Here is a 17,276-nt window from a genome sequence, read left to right on the forward strand (position 1 = left end):
GCAGACCACTTAAATCCGGCGCTTGCGAGGCTCTTTTCATCAGAAAGTATGTGGCTATTTTTTACTTGTCTTTGTTTGATTTAAAATTTTTCTCAGAAGTTATCTGATAGTCTGTTCTAAAACCAAAAGTATCGTGAAGTGCATCCGTGATATCGGTGCGAGTATAGGTTGGTATATAACCTTCACCAGGTGCAATCAGCATATTCATGGATCGTATTGTATCTATCAATTCTTCGCAGGTATATTTCTCGCTTAGTTTATGTTCTAGAATTCTATAAATAACAAGTGCAGTAAAGCATGTGGTAAAGTGGGCGGTGATTCGGTCTTTTCTTGAAAGATATACCAGTCTTGCTTTAAATTCAGTTTTCATAATTCTGAAACATTCTTCAATTTCCCATCTTTTCTGATTGATTTTAATGATGTCTGAAACATCGTATTCAAGGTTTGTGCATACAGCATAGAGCCCATCATACTTTGCTTCGTTATCTATCTGTTCCTGATTCAATGAAGTAATTGTTTTACTTGCGATTTCACCATCGGAAGTGCAGTGTCCCTGCTCAATAAATCTTTTTGGATCATTAGCTCTGTTCTTTGCAAGTTTTGAAGGTGATTCTACAAACTTCTCAGCTCTTTCAATCTGGCGTTCTCTAATAGTTCTCTGATAATTACGATATTTGATGGAATAGGTTACAATAAGATGCTGTTCGAGATTGTTTTCATTAGTCCATCTGTCTTTATAAAAAACCTTCTCATAATCAGCATCTTCATCCAACTCGCTTAGTTTATGTTTTTTATTACTGTCAGGAAGATACCATCCATCATCTTCAAGGCAGAAATCCTGTAAGAATCTAAATAAAATTTGACAAAAAAATAAAGGCTTTTCAAGGCCTGCAAAAAATTTCCTTTTATTCAACTGTCAAATTCCCGAGAGCAGAGATAGACGTATTCTAGGCGGAACAAAAAGCATAAAACTACAATATAACATAGTACAGGTAAGAAAACAATGACGTTTCTGGAAATAAAAATTTCCAGAAACGTCATTGTTTTCTTACCTGTAGCATGTTATACTGACGTCAACTAAAATGGTAACGCGATAATATATACAACAAGTAATGCGGTACTAATTTAGAAAATTAATGAAAGGGGGGGTATTGGCATGGCTATTGTAATAGAAATTCCAGCTAAGGTTAGTTTAAAGGAAAAGGTTGAAGTGATGGCTAAGGATATAAATAAATCCGAACATGTTTCACCACTTGATGCATGTACATGCACAGGAAATTGTCACACAGTAAAGATAAATTAATGATGTTGGAACATAATGGTCCGTGTTGTTAATAAACAAGTATTAAAATAGTTGTATGATACAAAAGAATGTGCCTAAATCAAATTTTACAACAGTGCTTTGGGCACATTCAATAAAAAAATCACTACAATTAAGGAAAGAGAGGGCAACAAAAGTAAGTGTTAGAATGTTGCGATTAATAACTATGAAAGAAAGTAAATATAATGTGTATTTTGAACATAACAATAAAGAATACATATACAACTCTATATCGAAAGCATTTGCAAAAATAGATGCTAATGAACTGAATTTGGAGAGACTGAGTGATAAAGAAAAAATGTTATTAGAAGAGAATGGCTTTTTGATTGATGATTCAAGAGATGAGTTAGAAGAACTGGAATATGTATATAATAAATACTACTATTCATCAACGTCACTTAATATTATTCTCACACCTACATTAAAATGTAATTTTAATTGCCCGTATTGCTTTGAAAAAACCAATGCTAAAATGCAAGAGAGAGTAGATTACTATGAAGTGTTAAAAAAGTACGCAGCAAAGTATTTCAAATATTATAATTCGGTTGAAATAAGTTTGTTCGGAGGGGAGCCTTTAGTGCAAGCCAAAGAGATATTTGATTTTTTGGAAACGGTTTCAATGCTGAAAGAGAAAGAAAAGTTTGATTACACCATATCAATAACAACTAATGGTTCTTTATTAACAGAACAAATAGTGCGTTTATTGATAAAAAACAATTGCAGGGCAATTCAAATAACAATTGATGGGTATAAAGATATTCATGATAAACAGAGAACTTATAGCAATGGAAGACCTTCTTACGATGTTATTATAGCAAATATAAAACAACTTATAAAGGTTTTAATAGAAAAAGAGTCAAATATGAAATTTATTTTAAGACTAAATTTAAAGGATATCGGTATAACGGATGTTCGAAAAACATTAAGCGAATTTACTGAAAAGGAGAGAGAGCATATAGAACTATTATTCAGACCTATTTATGAAACTAACAGCTATAAAGAAAATAATAGTAATAAATTGGATGCACTGACTCAATTCTATGATTTAGGAGAATCGATGGGGTATTCAATAGTTAAGAGCAACTATTTATACAAAACATGTGAGGCTTGCGGAGATGATAACTTTTTTTATTTAATGCCAGATTTGACATTATGGAAGTGTATAAATAACATGGAAACAGAAGTCGCAAAGTTTGGCTACATTAGTGAAGATGGTCAGGTAAATGTTAATGGAAATAAGTTGATGGAATGGCGAAGCTATGCAAACTGTTTTAAAGATGAAAACTGTAGAAAGTGTTCAAAACTGCCAGATTGCTTTGGCGGATGTATATTGCAAAAAGCAATGACTGGAAGAAGGTTATGCAAGACATTTGAAATGTCATCATTGCCATTTTTATATAATTGAATTGCAACTTTAAAGCGAAGACCATATGATTCGGGGAAAATTGAAAGTGTGTGATTTGAAATTTTAATTTAAATGGTGTAATAACAGTCTATCCGAATTGTATAGTTGAGTTGATAATAGGATAAACAGATTCTTTTGAGATAGGATAGAAGTGCAGAAATGATTAAGATAGATATGAAATTGGTTTGTAGATTAATAAAGTCGAATCATCCTAAAGAAGCTATTGATTTATATGAGATTATAAAGTCGGATAAGCAAACATCGAATGACCTTTTTTTACTAGGATTAGCGCATTATATGATAGGAGATTATAATATGTGTACACAATTCCTGAAAATGAGTTTGAAAGAATGCTTTGATGCGAATGTAGCTCAATGGTTTAAACTTTTGGATTTAAATCAAGCTATGAGATTAATTATAACAGATAGTATAAACTATCATTTCGAAAATGAAATAGAAATGTCAAAGATAGAAATATTTATCAGAAAAACTAACAAGGCATTTTATGAGACTTTAGAATTTTTCAAGACAAAATTACGAAAAAAAATAGATATATATGTGTTTGCAGGACAAAATGATATGAATGGTAATTGCCTTAGTTATGCAAATCCACCAATGACATCGATTTATGTTAATGTAAATTATACTGGAAGACATGAACTTATACATGTACTTTTTAATAATATGTATGATGTGATTGAAAAAACAAAGTTTATAGATGAAGGAATAGCGGTTTGGTTTGATAGAGAAGATGATAAAAACATGGATGATATGATAGAAAATAATATTGATATATCCATTAATGTGCAGATCAAAAAGATGTGGGAAAATTTTGATGATAATAATATAGGAGTATATTCATATAAAGTAGCAGGACTTTTTGTTGGATATATGATAGAATCTGTGGGAAAAGAAAACTTTTTTGAGTTTAGTACAATCCAAACGTTAGAAAATGCTAATAGACTGTTCGGAAAAGATTTCATGAACAAATTAATAACGGATTTTGAATATAAAATAAAAAACAGGAGAAACTAGTATGATAAGGGAATTTTTAACTACAAAAAAAATATATGTATGGTGTGCGCTATACATTATGCTTGGAATATGTGTTCTTGTTAACATGATTAGCAAGGCAGATATAATTAATTATTCGTTGGATTATACTAAAAATGGTCTCATTACATATTTGATAGTGTTTCTTGCAACTTCTGTATTTATAATTTTTCTTCGCACAGTTGTTGATTACCTTACGAAGGCTCTATGCAGAGAGTGTGAGTATAATGGCAAAAGGAAAATATTTGATGTGACATGTTACAAAGAACTGAATGATATTGAAAAAAAAGATACACAGAACATAATAAAGGATTCGCTGTATATGTTAGAAGAAATATCGTCATACATAGCAGGGGTGGGCGAGACAGTATATAATTGTACAATGGGAGCTGGAATAATAATATACCTAATGTTCTCTGGAGTGATTATCATAATTCCTATTACAATTATGATTTTTGACATGATGTTAAGTCAAAAAAAAGGGAACGCTTTCATGAGCGATTTTTGGTTTAAGTATAGACAAAATACTAATAGATATAATTATCTATCAGATATAATGATACAGAAGAACTATATTGAGGAACGGAAAGTATATAGAACGACAGATAAACTGAATAAGGAATTTTTGCATGAATTTGATAAAGCAAAACAACTAAATTGCAAAAATGGGAAAAGAAGACTTCGACTTGATTGTAGTATGGAAGCAAAAAGTCGTATATACATGATTGTAATGGCTTTAATTTTTGCATATTATGTATGTTCTGGGCAGATGATGATAGGCAAATTTGTCATATGTCTTGAATGCATAGGGATTCTGCAGACAATTGTAGAAAAGGAATCATCAAAATATGCAGACAAAAAGAAATACTATGCTATGATTGAAAACTATAAAAAGTATGTTAGCATAATGAAAAATGATATTAAATGTGGTTATAGCCTTGAAATGATAAAAAATAGTAATATTAAAGATGATATAACTATAGTATTTGATAAGGTATCATATTCATATCCATTTGGCGAACAGGTGATTAAAGATTTTACATATACATTTAAAAAGGGTAAATTTTATTTAATTAAAGGCCATAATGGAGCAGGAAAAAGCACATTGATTAAATTGGCATTGGGGCTTTATAATCCTGATAGTGGAACTGTTAAAATAAATGGTATAGATGCAAATAGATTAGACAATGAACTTAGAAGCAGGATATTTTCTGTTATACTACAGGATGGTAATAAGTATCCATTTAAGGTGCGGGATAACATTTTTTTTGATTCTGATTCCGGTTATGAAGATATTTCGATATATCTAAAGGACAAAAAGAAATTAAGCGTTTACAATAAGCTAATTGAAAAGAGTGGTGTAGCACTTCTTAATGCAGAAGAAGATAGTACTGATTTTTCTGGTGGAGAGTGGCAACAGATATTGTATTTAAGGGCTGCCCTCAAAGATTATGAGATTCTTATTGCAGATGAACCAACATCTAAATTGGATATTGCAATGCGTAAAATAATTATAGAAAAAATAAAAGCTCTTAAGGATAAGAAGATGATAATAATGGTATCGCATAATAGTGAAGACGAAAAATTTGCAGATGAAGTGATTGAACTTGGAGACACAGAAATAAAGGAGACTGTATGCTATGAAGAACGTATTTAATGTAAATCAGATATGTAGGGCTTTTAAGTTTTCGATGAAATTAATGGGTGAAAAATTTTTATTTATGTTTGCTATAAGAATAGTATTTGCAATTATTCCAGTGATTACAATAAAAGTTACAGGAATAATGTTTGAATTGCTTAACATAAGAGAATTTACAGCAATGCTTATTGGCATATTGATTATGTATGTTATTCTTCTTATGATTAATAAGATGCAGATAATTGTATACGAGAGATATATCATTCAATATATATATATGATTGAATTTGAGCGAGAAACAAAAAAGATACTTCATGAAAAATGTTTAAAGTTAAAAGCAGAAGACTTCAATGATACATCAATAAACACTAAGACGTTTGAAGCAAGAACAGCTAGTATTAATATCTTTCGAACAATGGAGATATTGGTAGATTTTGTAGCAATAGTTGTTGAAGTATTATTGATTGTGGGATATTTTATCACACTGAACACATGGTATTCAGTAATGATAGTCTGTGCGATAGTTCCATCTGTTATAAGACAGGTTAAAAAACTTACACAGCAAAGAACTGTACAGGAGTTGTTGTTAAAGAAAAAACAAAATATACAAATGTTAGAAAAAACAGTTTACTCTCCAAAGTATTTCTATGAAAACAAGGTGATTAACAATTTTAATTATATCATTACAAAATGGAAAAGTAAGCAAGAAGAGTATAATAGTATTTGTAGAGAACAAGAGCTTAAAAATTGTGTTATTGACTGTGCTTTTGGATTATTGTCACAGGTAGGGTATGCAGGAGGATTCCTTGTAGCAGTTGCAATATATCTTCAGGACAAGAACATAGCAAACTTTTCGGCATCATTTATTGCGTTTTCGATGCTTAATGATATTATACAAAATTTCATTGATGAATATGGGTATTTATCACAGTTTATTATAATGACGGAACCTTTTTTTAAGTTTATGGATTTGCATGATGATATTGAAGTGAACAAGTATGGAGACAAAATAATACTTGAAAATGTCAGCTATAAATATGATAATAAAATGGTTCTTGACGGAATTAATCTTGAGATTAACAGAGGTGAAAAAGTAGCATTGCTTGGAAGAAATGGTTCAGGTAAATCAACACTCTTGAAAATTATAACGGGTATATATAAACCATATAGTGGAACTGTTACAACTTTTATTAAAAATAATAGTGAAATATCTGCAATATTTCAAAATTATGGAAGATATCCTTTAACGGTGGAAAAGAACATTACTATAGCAAATGATTACAATACTATCAATTGTATCGATGTTGGCAAATTACTTGATATGGTAGGAATGGATTATATAGATAAAAATGAGATGCTTGGTAAGGAACTTGGGGATAGGGAATTATCTGGTGGAGAGTGGCAAAGAATAGCTATTGCAAGATGTATGATGCGAGTAGTTGGAAATAAAGCTAAATTATTGATTATGGATGAACCTGATAGTGAAATCGACATGGTGGGGGAGCATATGATATGTGATATAATGGATATGTTTCCTGATGATATGACAGTAATTGTTATTACGCATAGACAAAATTCTGCATTGCTGAAAAAGTGTAATAGAAGTATTAATCTAGGATAAAAATTGGAATTGTTTAAAGTTAATTCTGAAGATAAATTGAAAGATTATGTGAATTAAGAAGAAAAAAATATTTTTGAATAAATAAACGAGACGACTAAAGTCGTCTCGTAAAGGTCTGATTTTGCAGGTGCATCTTCATATATATGAAGCTTATTATTTATTTGTGCTGTCTGCGTCAATCACAGACTGAATCTGCTTCATCAGTTCATCATAATTGTCCTTGTTATCAATTCCGCCGAGCATTGGTTCGCCTACAATATTACCATTTCTGTCAACGAGTATAGTTGTAGGAAATGCCATGATTTCTGAGGCATATTTACCTGCTGCACAAGAGGAATCAATAGAAAGATTGCGATATTTGGCACCCTGGCTTTCAAGAATAGTGGCAGCTTCTTTGATAGCAGTTTCATTTCCATCAAAGGTTTCTGTGTTGATTCCTATCACTTCTCCACCCATTGATTTGATTGTATCGTTTAATTCGTTAAGTTTAGATAATTCAGCAACACAGGGTTTGCATCCAGTGAACCAGAAATTGACAACTGTTACTGCATTAGATGAAAACAGGCTGTCATCCACTTTATTACCATCAAAATCTTCACCAGAAAAATTGCTGAATACAGCGGATGTGTCTGAATTATCATTCTGATTACTGCTGTCTGATGAATTGTTTTTCTTTTCAATTTCTGCTATCTGTTCCTCAATTTTTCGTATGCTTTCAATATCATCAGTGAGTGTCTTAAGTTCAGCATCTGTAAATGAAGATTTGTTTGATTCTACGGTATCAGCAAGATAATCGGCATAATTTCCATTAGGATCTGCAGCACTTTTATTCATCATGCCAAATACCTTGTTCCATTCATCAGCATGATCTGCAAAAAGCTGATTTTCCTGCTGATATAAATCATCAAGTACAGAGTCTGATTTTCCTGATGCTTCTGTGCTGCTTTGTGTCTGTGTGTTTTTAGAATCTGTAGTGGAAGTTTGTTTTTTATCACATGCTGTGAGTGATAATGCTATACAAAGTGTAACAATAGAAATAAATGATAATTTTTTCATGAGTCATTTCTCCTTTAAAATAAAAATAATAGGTTAAATAGTTAGCGATTGTTCTTTTTTTGACATGATTTCCCCATAAACTGATAGTGGACTGCATCCTTTGGACAAGCCTTTATACAAGCTCCACAGCGTATACATTCGGGATGATTTGGAGTCTTACATACATCGACATCCATCTTGCATGCTTTTGAACATTGACCACATCCGACACATTTTCCGCTATCAACTGTAATACCTAGCAGGCTGACCTTGTTAAATAATGAGTAGATTGCTCCAAGGGGACAGATCCATTTACAGAATGGTCTGTAAAATAAAATACTTAGTACAACCACTGAAATTAAAATAATACATTTGAAAGAAAAAAGCTTTCCTAAAGCAGAACGGATAGCAGCATTACCGATAGAGAGTGGTATAGCACCCTCTAAAACGCCCTGTGGACAAATATATTTACAGAAGAACGGGTCTCCCATTCCTATGGAGTTCGTTACAAGCATCGGAAGAAGTATAACGAAAACAATAAGAATTATATATTTCAGGTATCTTAGTGGTTTAAATCTTGCTGTGGATAGTTTTTTACCAGGTATTTTATGAAGTAAATCCTGAAACCATCCAAATGGGCATAAAAAACCACATATAAATCGTCCAAGAGTCACACCAAGTAAAATGAAAAATCCGGTTATGTAGTAAGAAAATTTAAATCTGGATGATCCGACAACAGCCTGAAAAGCTCCTATTGGACACGCTCCTGTAGCAGCAGGACAGGAATAGCAGTTTAGTCCGGGTACGCATACTGTTTTAGCATTGCCCTGATATATTTTGCCCTTAAATAAATTGGGGATATGAATATTGGTTAGTAGTGTTGCTACGAACTGTATCCATCCACGTATTTTAGCTACTTTTTTTGAAAGTAAATTCTTTTTATTATCCAATTCCAACACACTCCAGACATAATTTTATTGCTTTACCAAGCACAGTAGCAGCCTCGCCTCTGACTGCACCATAACTTATCATGCTTATACCAAGGATAAGCAGAACAATTTGCCATGTTTTCTTGCATTTTAACATATCATTCTCTCCTTTTTGGTGTATTATTGACCAGCTGACTTTAGTATTATACAATATATGGTGTAAAATTATTGTTAAGAGGCAGGGTGAGAATTTTGAGATTATTAATTGTTGAGGATGAAAAACAAATATGTGATATGATTGCAAAAAGCCTATATGCAGCAGGATATGAGGTGGATACCTGTTATGATGGGCAAGAAGCCCTTGAATGTATTTTCTCGGAGAATTATGATCTGATAGTTTTGGATTTGAATCTGCCGGGGATAGATGGAATGGAGATTCTTAAGGAGCTTAGAAAGTATAATGATGAAACGAAAGTTCTTATATTATCTGCAAGAGGTCAGATTGCAGATAAAGTTGAAGGATTAGATGCAGGAGCGAATGATTATATGGAAAAACCATTTCATCTGCAGGAACTAGAAGCACGTATCCGGAGCCTGACGAGAAGGAAATTCGTACAAAAGGATGTATGCCTTAAATGTGGAGAAATAAAGTTTGATACGATTAAACGTGAGGCGTATGCAAAGGGAGAGTTAGTTGCACTGACAAGAAAAGAAAATGGTATTCTGGAATATTTACTCATTAATCTTGGAAGACCGGTAAGCCAGGAGGAGCTTATAGAGCATGTATGGGATGCTTCAGCTGACAGTTTTAGCGGAGCAATCAGAGTACATATGTCTTCGCTTAGAAAAAAACTTAAGGCAAAATTAGGCTACGATCCTATTTTGAATAAGGCAGGTGAGGGTTATAAAATCAGAGAGGAGATTGCCAGATGAAAAATATGTCGCTGCAATGGAGGCTTACATGCATAACTACATTATGTATTGCCATTATATGTGGATGTCTGACTATGTTTGTCTATAAAAATGGTGTGAATTATATTGATTCCCTGCAGGAGGCTGTAGAGTCTAAGGGGGATGATAAAGAGAATGAAACTGATGAAATATATATAAGTATTCCGGATGATAAGTGGGATGAATTTGCAAGTGAATTTTCAGTTCAGGTGTATAATAATAAGGCTGACTACAAGAGAAACAGTTTAATAATTTCAACTTTATTAGCTCTTTTAGGAGGAGTTGCTGTCTATTTTATAAGTGGACATGCACTAAGACCAATCAGAGAGTTTTCTGATAAAATTGAAGAAGTACAGGCTCAAAATCTGTCTGATTCACAAATAGAGGAAAATAATGTTAAAGAACTGAACCAGCTTAGTATTTCATATAATAAGATGCTTGAACGTCTGTCAGATGCATTTGAGATACAGAGACATTTTACTGCAAATGCAGCACATGAGCTTCGTACTCCATTAGCATTAATGCAGGTGCAGCTTGATTTATATAATTCAACAAAGCATCCGGAAATTGATGCAGATACATTACAGACTATAAAGATGGTTACGGAACAAAATGACAAACTAAGCAGGATGGTAAAGACTCTGCTTGACATGAGTGAACTTCAGACTGTGGGAAGAGATGATAAGATTATGGTTGATGCTATTGTTGAGGAGGTTTTAGCAGACCTTGAGCCTCTTGCACAGGAAAAAAATATAAAGCTTATTGAAAAATGTGAGGAGATTATTATGACAGGAAGTGATATTCTTATCTATAGGCTTGTATATAATCTGGTTGAGAATGCCATAAAATATAATCATTCAGGTGGACAGGTTACAGTAATCTCATATCAGAAGGAAAAACATATTTATCTGTCAGTAGAAGATACAGGAAGTGGAATACCAGAGGAACTTAGAGAGAGAGTATTTGATCCATTCTTTCGTGTGGACAAATCAAGAAGTCGTGAGCTTGGTGGTGTAGGACTTGGACTTGCACTTGTCCATGAAATTGTGAGAGTCCATGATGGAAACATTGCTATTAAGTCAAATCCTGCAGGAGGAACAATTTTTGAGGTGGTTTTCACTAAGTAGTGAAGTATTTTTTTAATCTAAAAATAGTCGTCTTGACAAATTATATCTTCTGAATTAAGATAATGGATAGATATGAACAAAGAAGAGGATTATTAGATATAATTAGCATCCCAGAGAGAGAATTACCGGTGTGAGATTCTTATGTGAAGTATGTCGAACCTACCTTGGAGTTTCCGGATGAAAGTCTGGCGTATCCGGCGTTAACGGATTAAGAGAGAATCGTGATTGCGGTTAATTAGGGTGGTACCGCCGAAGCCTTTCGGTCCCTTTGTGTATGATACAGAGGGCGAAAGGCTTTTTTTGTGCATATAATGAGCCAAAGTGTGAGAGTTTCGCAATCTGTTATTAAAATGGTCAAATATTTTTTGAACCTGACATTTTTTATTAAAAAGGAGAGTTAATATGGCAAACGATAAGAAGTTAGTAGAAGCAATTACATCAATGGATGTAGATTTTGCACAGTGGTACACAGATGTAGTTAAAAAAGCAGAGTTAATGGGATATTCAAGTGTTAAAGGTTGTATGATATTCAAACCTGCAGGATATGCAATCTGGGAGAATATTCAGCATGAACTTGACAGAAGATTCAAAGAGACAGGCGTTGAGAACGTATATATGCCTATGTTCATACCTGAGAGTCTTTTAGAGCGAGAAAAAGATCATGTAGAAGGATTCGCACCGGAAGTTGCATGGGTAACAATGGGTGGTCTTAATCCACTTCAGGAGAAACTTTGTGTAAGACCAACATCTGAGACTCTTTTCTGTGATTTTTACAAAGATGAGATTCAGTCATACAGAGATCTTCCAAAAGTATATAATCAGTGGTGTTCAGTTGTAAGATGGGAGAAAGAGACAAGACCTTTCCTTCGTTCAAGAGAATTCTTATGGCAGGAAGGACATACTGCTCATGCAACAGCTGAGGAGTCAGAAGCAAGAACACAGCAGATGTTAAACTTATATGCAACATTCTGTGAAGAAGTACTTGCAATCCCTGTAATAAAGGGACGTAAGACAGATAAAGAGAAGTTCGCAGGTGCAGAAGCTACTTATACAATAGAAGCACTTATGCATGATGGTAAAGCACTTCAGTCAGGTACAAGCCATAATTTTGGTGATGGATTTGCAAAAGCATTCGGAATACAGTATACAGACAAAGATAATAAGTTAAAATATGTTCATCAGACATCATGGGGTATGACAACAAGATTAATCGGTGCTGTAATTATGGTTCATGGTGATGATTCAGGACTTGTTCTTCCACCAAGAGTTGCACCTGTACAGGTTGATGTTATTCCTATTATGCAGAAAAAAGAAGGTGTACTCGACAAAGCATATGAAGTAAGAGATGCACTCAAGGCAGCAGGACTTAGAGTTAAAGTTGATGATTCAGATAAGAATCCTGGCTGGAAGTTCTCAGAACAGGAGATGAGAGGTATTCCTGTAAGAGTTGAGATGGGACCTAGAGATATCGAAGCTAATCAGGCTGTTATTGTACGTCGTGATACAAGAGAGAAAGTTACTGTATCAATTGATGAACTTGCAGTAAAGATTACTGAAGTATTAGATACAATGCAAAAAGAGATGCTTGAAAGAGCAAGAACTCATAGAGATGCTCACACATATACAGCTAAGAATTATGATGAATTCAAGGAAACTGCAGCAACAAAACCTGGATTTATCAAGGCTATGTGGTGTGGTGATCAGGCTTGTGAAGATAAGATAAAAGAAGATACAACATGTACTTCAAGATGTATGCCATTTGAACAGGAGACAATCTCAGATGTATGCGTATGCTGTGGCAGACCTGCTAAGAAGCTTGTATACTGGGGCAAGGCATATTAATATGGAATATAGAATTGAAGCACCTGAAAGTGTCAGATTTATTATCAAGCGACTAAAAGATAATAATTATGATGCGTATGCTGTTGGTGGATGTGTAAGAGATAGTATACTTGGAAGAGTACCTAAAGATTGGGATATTACTACTGATGCAACACCAATGCAGGTAAAAGCTATATTTAGAAAGACAATAGATACAGGAATACAGCATGGAACAGTTACTGTAATGATAGACCATACAGGATATGAAGTGACAACTTATAGGATAGATGGTGAATATGAAGATTCAAGACATCCTAAGGAAGTTATTTTTACACAGAATCTTAGAAAAGATCTTGAGAGACGTGATTTTACAATTAATGCGATGGCTTATAATGATTACAGTGGTGTTGTCGATGAATTTGATGGAATAGGCGATATTAAGAGACATGTGATAAGATGTGTCGGAGATCCGATGGAGAGATTCTCAGAAGATGCACTTAGAATAATGCGTGCAGTAAGGTTCTCAGCCCAGTTGTCTTTTGATATAGAAGATGAGACAAGAAAAGCTATAGTTACACTTGCAGGAACACTTAAGAATATAAGTCGTGAGAGAATTCATACAGAGCTTTTAAAGACACTTATGTCTGATAATCCGTGGAGAGTTAAAGATATGTTTGATCTTGGAATAATGCCTGTTATAATTCCTGAGACTTGTAAGTGTGATGCGAATTATGTTAAGACACTTCTTCATGAAGATATTCTTGATGACAGTTATCTTAGAATGGCAGCACTTTTTAGCGGACTTGACTATAAGACAGTCTATTCTGTTATAAAAGGTCTTAAACTTGATAATAATACACTTAATTATGTAAGTGCCATTATTAAGTATGAGAATTATGAAGTTGCTGACAGTGAGAGAGCTATAAGGCACTTTGCAAGCGAATGTGGAGTTATATATGCTTCACATATTCTAAGATTTAAGATTGCAAAAGAGAATATAGAAGATGCTAATAATAATACAAAAGGTTATTACAGACATATCTATGAAGTGTATCAGAATATAGTTAAGAGAGGCGATGCGCTTACATTAAAAGAACTTAATATTACTGGAGATGATCTTAAATCACTTGGTATTGCACCAGGTAAAGAGATGGGTAATACATTAAAGAGACTTTTTAATGCAGTGCTTGATGAACCTGAACTTAATGATTATGATAAATTAAAGGAAATGCTGTAATATATTAATAAAATCCCTCATACTAATATAGAAAACTTAGAATATATTAGCAGGAGGGATTTTTTTGGCGGAAAAATATGGAAAAGTATTAGAACAGTACGATATTGATGTGTATAATACATATAAGAGCAGAGGTGCGCTTATGGCAGTGTCTGTTCAGGGAGAACTTTATAGAGTTACACAGTATAATGGTAATTGCTATCATGCAGAGGTTATGGCTATAATACTTAATGAGATAAGACAGGCGGGATTCTTATATGTTCCCGTATATATTAAAAATAATAATGATACATATATAACAACCGGCAGCGACAGGAATAATTACATAATTACAACGTGGTATGAAGGCAGAGAATGTGATGTTATGAAGGAACATGATGTATTAAGAGGATGCCAGACGATAGCTGCTTTACATAATGCATTTGACAGAATTAATATTAGTAATTATGTTAATTATCAGAGATACAATATTTATTCTGATTATGAGAGACATCTTAGAGAACTTAAGAGAATAAAATCGTATCTTACATGCAGAATTAATAAGACGGATTTTGAACAGCTTGCTTTTTATAATATTGATAAGAATATAATTGCAGCACAGATGGTTGTTGATCTTATGTGTGAGAAGATAGAGAATGGAATAATAGATCCAGTGTATGATAAGCAGATATGTCATGGAGACTTTGATTATCACAGTCTTATTAATGGTGTTAACTTTACAGCAGTTACAGGATTTGAGAAAATAGAGTATTATATTGATATATGGGATTTTTATAATTTTCTAAGAAAAGTAATGGAGAAAAATGGATGGAATATTGAACTTGGGTTTAAGATGATACAGGAATATGATAATGTAAGACATATAACTGATAAGGACTACATATATCTTAAGCTGATGCTTTTATATCCGGAGAAGTTCTGGAAGATACTTAATTATTATTACAATAGTAAAAAGGTGTGGATTCCGGATAAAAATACCGAAAAGTTAAATAAAGTTGTTCATCAGACAATTTTAAAGACTAATTTTATAAAGAGAATGTTGTAGATATAATAACCGGGGGGAAAAGATGATGAAGAGACAACCAAGAATAGCAGCAATGGGAACAATCGTATTATTATGTGCATTAGGAATTACAGCATGCAATGATAATTCACCTATGCCAATTACTAATGGTAAGGAAGCGTATGCATATAATAAGACGGAGGAAGAGACTGAGAGTATTAAAAAGACTGAGAGTGTTGTGGCAGCGATTGCAGGGATAAGTACCAAAGATAAGTCTTTTACAGTGCTTCCTTATGGTCAGAGTGATGATATAACTCTTTACTATACAGGTGCTACGAATATAACAGGAAGATATGATTCTGTAATGGCAGCAAGTCAGGTTAGTGAAGGTCAGATCTATAATATCGAATATAATAAGAAGACTCTTGAGATTCTAAGTATGGATGAATCAAAAGAAGCCTTTGAGTCAACTAATATAACCAATTATTCAATAGACAGAACTAATAAGATTATAAGTATTGGCAGTCATGCATATTCTTTTGATGATACGCTTCTTATATTGTCAGAAGGTAAGAGTATTGAGATGATGGAACTTAATAATAATGATGAGATTACTGTAAGGGGAATTGATAAAAAAGTTACCTCCATAGTTGTCACAAAAGGGCATGGTTATCTAAAACTTACTAATTATAATCCATTTATTGGTGGTTTTATAGATGTAGGCAAGACACTTATAACGAAGATAACAGGCGATAATATGCTTCTTGTAGTTCCTGAAGGAAGTTATAAAGTTAATATGCAAAATGGTGATTATTCTGCACAGAGAACTGTCACAATAGGACGTGATAAGGAAGTGACACTTGATTTTAGCGATGTTGTAGAGATTGCCAAACAGCAGGGAAGACTTAAGCTTACAGTAGTTCCTGAGAATGCTACGGTACTTGTTGATGATAGTGCAGTAGAGAATAAAGAGTCGATAACACTCGAATATGGTAAGCATACAATAACTGTAAGTGCACCGGGTTATGATACATATAATGAAGATATAACGATTAATAGTGCTTATATGTCAAAGACGATAGATATAACTAACCAAAGTGAGACTAAGAGTACAACTGAGACAGGGGAAGAGAAGATTACTGCGACAGAGACTACAGGTGCAGCAAGTTCTACTTATAAGACATATATCAAAGCACCTGAGGGAGCACAGGTGTATATGGATGGAAGTCTTATAGGAACAGCACCGGTATCTACACCAAAAGTGGCAGGAACACATGTTATTACATTTACTAAGAGTGGATGTGAGAATAAGACTTATACGGTTGATATTGATGATGATAATGCAGATGCAACATTTAGTTTCCCGGCTATGCTTGAGAATTAGGATGAAGAAGGGCATCTTGGTATGCTCCTAATTAAGGATATATTGAATTTGATTTACTATAATTTGAAGAATTTATAAAATAAATGCAGTCATAATTGTAGAGTATTCCCTCATATAATTTAGAGATTAGATTATATGAGGGAATTTTTTGGGTGAAAGTAAAAATGAAAAGTTGTGGAAGTGGTGATATAAGAGCTGAAAGCGTATTTATTAAAAGAGTATTTACTAAAAGTGTATTTACTAAAGGCATATTTACTAAAAGCGTATTTACTAAAGGCATATTTATAATAGCCTGGGTTATAGTGGCTTGTATGTGGTCTGGTCTTATGTGTGGATGCAGTGTTAAGAAAGTGGCAAGAGAGAAGATTAAAGATATCGAATTCACTGTTATGAGAGAGGAAGATATACCTAAGGAGTTAAAGAGTACAATTGATGCCAAGTTAGATAAAGGTTTTATGCTTACTTATCAGGATGAAGAGTATCTGTATATAGCTAAAGGATATGGTCAGATGGAGGGAGGATCGTATTGTATAACTGTTGAAGATATGTATCTTACTAAGAATACTGTATGTGTTCAGTTTATGATAAGAGGCAGTAAGGATAATGAGAGTGTCAGTACTGATGAGAGTCAGGCATCTATAGAAGTGACTACACCATATATAGTAATAAAGTGTGAGAATCCTAACAAACCTGTAATTTTTAAATAGAATATATGGTATTTTAATAGAAAAAAACCTGATAAAAAAATAA

Annotated in this window: 16 protein-coding genes and 1 other annotated feature; of the genes, 12 read left to right on the forward strand and 4 right to left on the reverse strand. The window is 33.2% G+C overall.

What is annotated here, in order from left to right; genetic code table 11:
• Nucleotides 1-61: 61 nt before the first annotated feature.
• Nucleotides 62-913 carry a transposase gene (locus tag KQI85_RS11950; RefSeq protein ID WP_253293875.1) on the reverse strand — a complete coding sequence of 284 codons (852 nt, stop codon included), beginning with the start codon at nucleotides 911-913 and terminating at the stop codon, nucleotides 62-64.
• 243 nt (nucleotides 914-1,156) lie between these two features.
• Here KQI85_RS11950 and KQI85_RS11955 point away from each other — a divergent pair, with 243 nt between their 5' ends.
• The 5 genes from KQI85_RS11955 to KQI85_RS11975 all read left to right on the forward strand — a co-directional run bounded on the left by KQI85_RS11955 (nucleotide 1,157) and on the right by KQI85_RS11975 (nucleotide 7,039).
• On the forward strand, nucleotides 1,157-1,303 hold the full coding sequence (locus KQI85_RS11955; protein WP_216576310.1) for a hypothetical protein: 147 nt from the start codon (nucleotides 1,157-1,159) through the stop codon (nucleotides 1,301-1,303).
• A 70-nt stretch (nucleotides 1,304-1,373) separates the two neighbouring features.
• The gene (locus KQI85_RS11960; protein WP_216576311.1) at nucleotides 1,374-2,726 is read left to right on the forward strand and encodes a radical SAM/SPASM domain-containing protein; all 1,353 of its coding nucleotides are present in this window, start codon (nucleotides 1,374-1,376) and stop codon (nucleotides 2,724-2,726) included.
• 159 nt (nucleotides 2,727-2,885) lie between these two features.
• Nucleotides 2,886-3,761, forward strand: a complete 876-nt coding sequence (locus KQI85_RS11965) for a hypothetical protein (protein ID WP_216576312.1) — start codon at nucleotides 2,886-2,888, stop codon at nucleotides 3,759-3,761.
• A 340-nt stretch (nucleotides 3,762-4,101) separates the two neighbouring features.
• Nucleotides 4,102-5,436, forward strand: a complete 1,335-nt coding sequence (locus KQI85_RS11970; RefSeq protein ID WP_216576313.1) for an ATP-binding cassette domain-containing protein — start codon at nucleotides 4,102-4,104, stop codon at nucleotides 5,434-5,436.
• Nucleotides 5,420-7,039 carry an ATP-binding cassette domain-containing protein gene (locus KQI85_RS11975; protein WP_216576314.1) on the forward strand — a complete coding sequence of 540 codons (1,620 nt, stop codon included), beginning with the start codon at nucleotides 5,420-5,422 and terminating at the stop codon, nucleotides 7,037-7,039. The genes KQI85_RS11970 and KQI85_RS11975 overlap by 17 nt, the downstream gene beginning before the upstream one ends.
• Before the next feature lie 153 nt (nucleotides 7,040-7,192).
• On the opposite strand, the gene KQI85_RS11980 is transcribed toward KQI85_RS11975, so the two are convergent.
• From KQI85_RS11980 to KQI85_RS11990, 3 genes are read right to left on the reverse strand one after another with little or no spacing between them, the layout of a single operon-like run.
• Nucleotides 7,193-8,095 (reverse strand): TlpA disulfide reductase family protein, encoded by a 903-nt coding sequence (locus tag KQI85_RS11980; RefSeq protein ID WP_216576315.1) that lies wholly within the window; start codon nucleotides 8,093-8,095, stop codon nucleotides 7,193-7,195.
• Between the two features lie 41 nt (nucleotides 8,096-8,136).
• Nucleotides 8,137-9,024: a 4Fe-4S binding protein gene (locus KQI85_RS11985; protein ID WP_216576316.1), complete on the reverse strand. Its 888-nt coding sequence runs from the start codon at nucleotides 9,022-9,024 to the stop codon at nucleotides 8,137-8,139.
• Nucleotides 9,017-9,160: a CD1871A family CXXC motif-containing protein gene (locus tag KQI85_RS11990; protein WP_216576317.1), complete on the reverse strand. Its 144-nt coding sequence runs from the start codon at nucleotides 9,158-9,160 to the stop codon at nucleotides 9,017-9,019. Before KQI85_RS11990 ends, KQI85_RS11985 begins: the two co-directional genes overlap by 8 nt.
• A 95-nt stretch (nucleotides 9,161-9,255) precedes the next feature.
• Here KQI85_RS11990 and KQI85_RS11995 point away from each other — a divergent pair, with 95 nt between their 5' ends.
• From KQI85_RS11995 to KQI85_RS12025, 7 genes are all read left to right on the forward strand, one after another.
• Nucleotides 9,256-9,936, forward strand: a complete 681-nt coding sequence (locus tag KQI85_RS11995; protein WP_216576318.1) for a response regulator transcription factor — start codon at nucleotides 9,256-9,258, stop codon at nucleotides 9,934-9,936.
• Nucleotides 9,933-11,081 (forward strand): cell wall metabolism sensor histidine kinase WalK, encoded by a 1,149-nt coding sequence (locus KQI85_RS12000; RefSeq protein WP_216576319.1) that lies wholly within the window; start codon nucleotides 9,933-9,935, stop codon nucleotides 11,079-11,081. Before KQI85_RS11995 ends, KQI85_RS12000 begins: the two co-directional genes overlap by 4 nt.
• A gap of 70 nt (nucleotides 11,082-11,151) precedes the next feature.
• Nucleotides 11,152-11,352, forward strand: a binding site (T-box leader).
• Between the two features lie 131 nt (nucleotides 11,353-11,483).
• Nucleotides 11,484-12,923 (forward strand): proline--tRNA ligase, encoded by a 1,440-nt coding sequence (gene proS / locus KQI85_RS12005; RefSeq protein WP_216576320.1) that lies wholly within the window; start codon nucleotides 11,484-11,486, stop codon nucleotides 12,921-12,923.
• Nucleotides 12,862-14,139, forward strand: a complete 1,278-nt coding sequence (locus tag KQI85_RS12010) for a CCA tRNA nucleotidyltransferase (protein WP_253293877.1) — start codon at nucleotides 12,862-12,864, stop codon at nucleotides 14,137-14,139. The genes proS and KQI85_RS12010 overlap by 62 nt, the downstream gene beginning before the upstream one ends.
• A 64-nt stretch (nucleotides 14,140-14,203) precedes the next feature.
• Nucleotides 14,204-15,184, forward strand: coding sequence for a hypothetical protein (locus tag KQI85_RS12015; protein WP_216576321.1), 981 nt, complete (start codon nucleotides 14,204-14,206; stop codon nucleotides 15,182-15,184).
• A gap of 22 nt (nucleotides 15,185-15,206) precedes the next feature.
• Complete coding sequence (locus tag KQI85_RS12020; RefSeq protein ID WP_216576322.1) at nucleotides 15,207-16,526, forward strand: PEGA domain-containing protein; 1,320 nt, start codon at nucleotides 15,207-15,209, stop codon at nucleotides 16,524-16,526.
• 164 nt (nucleotides 16,527-16,690) lie between these two features.
• A complete protein-coding gene (locus KQI85_RS12025; protein ID WP_216576323.1) occupies nucleotides 16,691-17,233 on the forward strand; it encodes a protease complex subunit PrcB family protein in 543 nt (180 codons plus the stop codon).
• The last annotated feature ends 43 nt before the right edge of the window (nucleotides 17,234-17,276 follow it).

The sequence above is a fragment of the Falcatimonas sp. MSJ-15 genome (genome assembly GCF_018918265.1).
In the GTDB taxonomy this organism is placed as follows: Bacteria; Bacillota; Clostridia; order Lachnospirales; family Lachnospiraceae; genus Falcatimonas.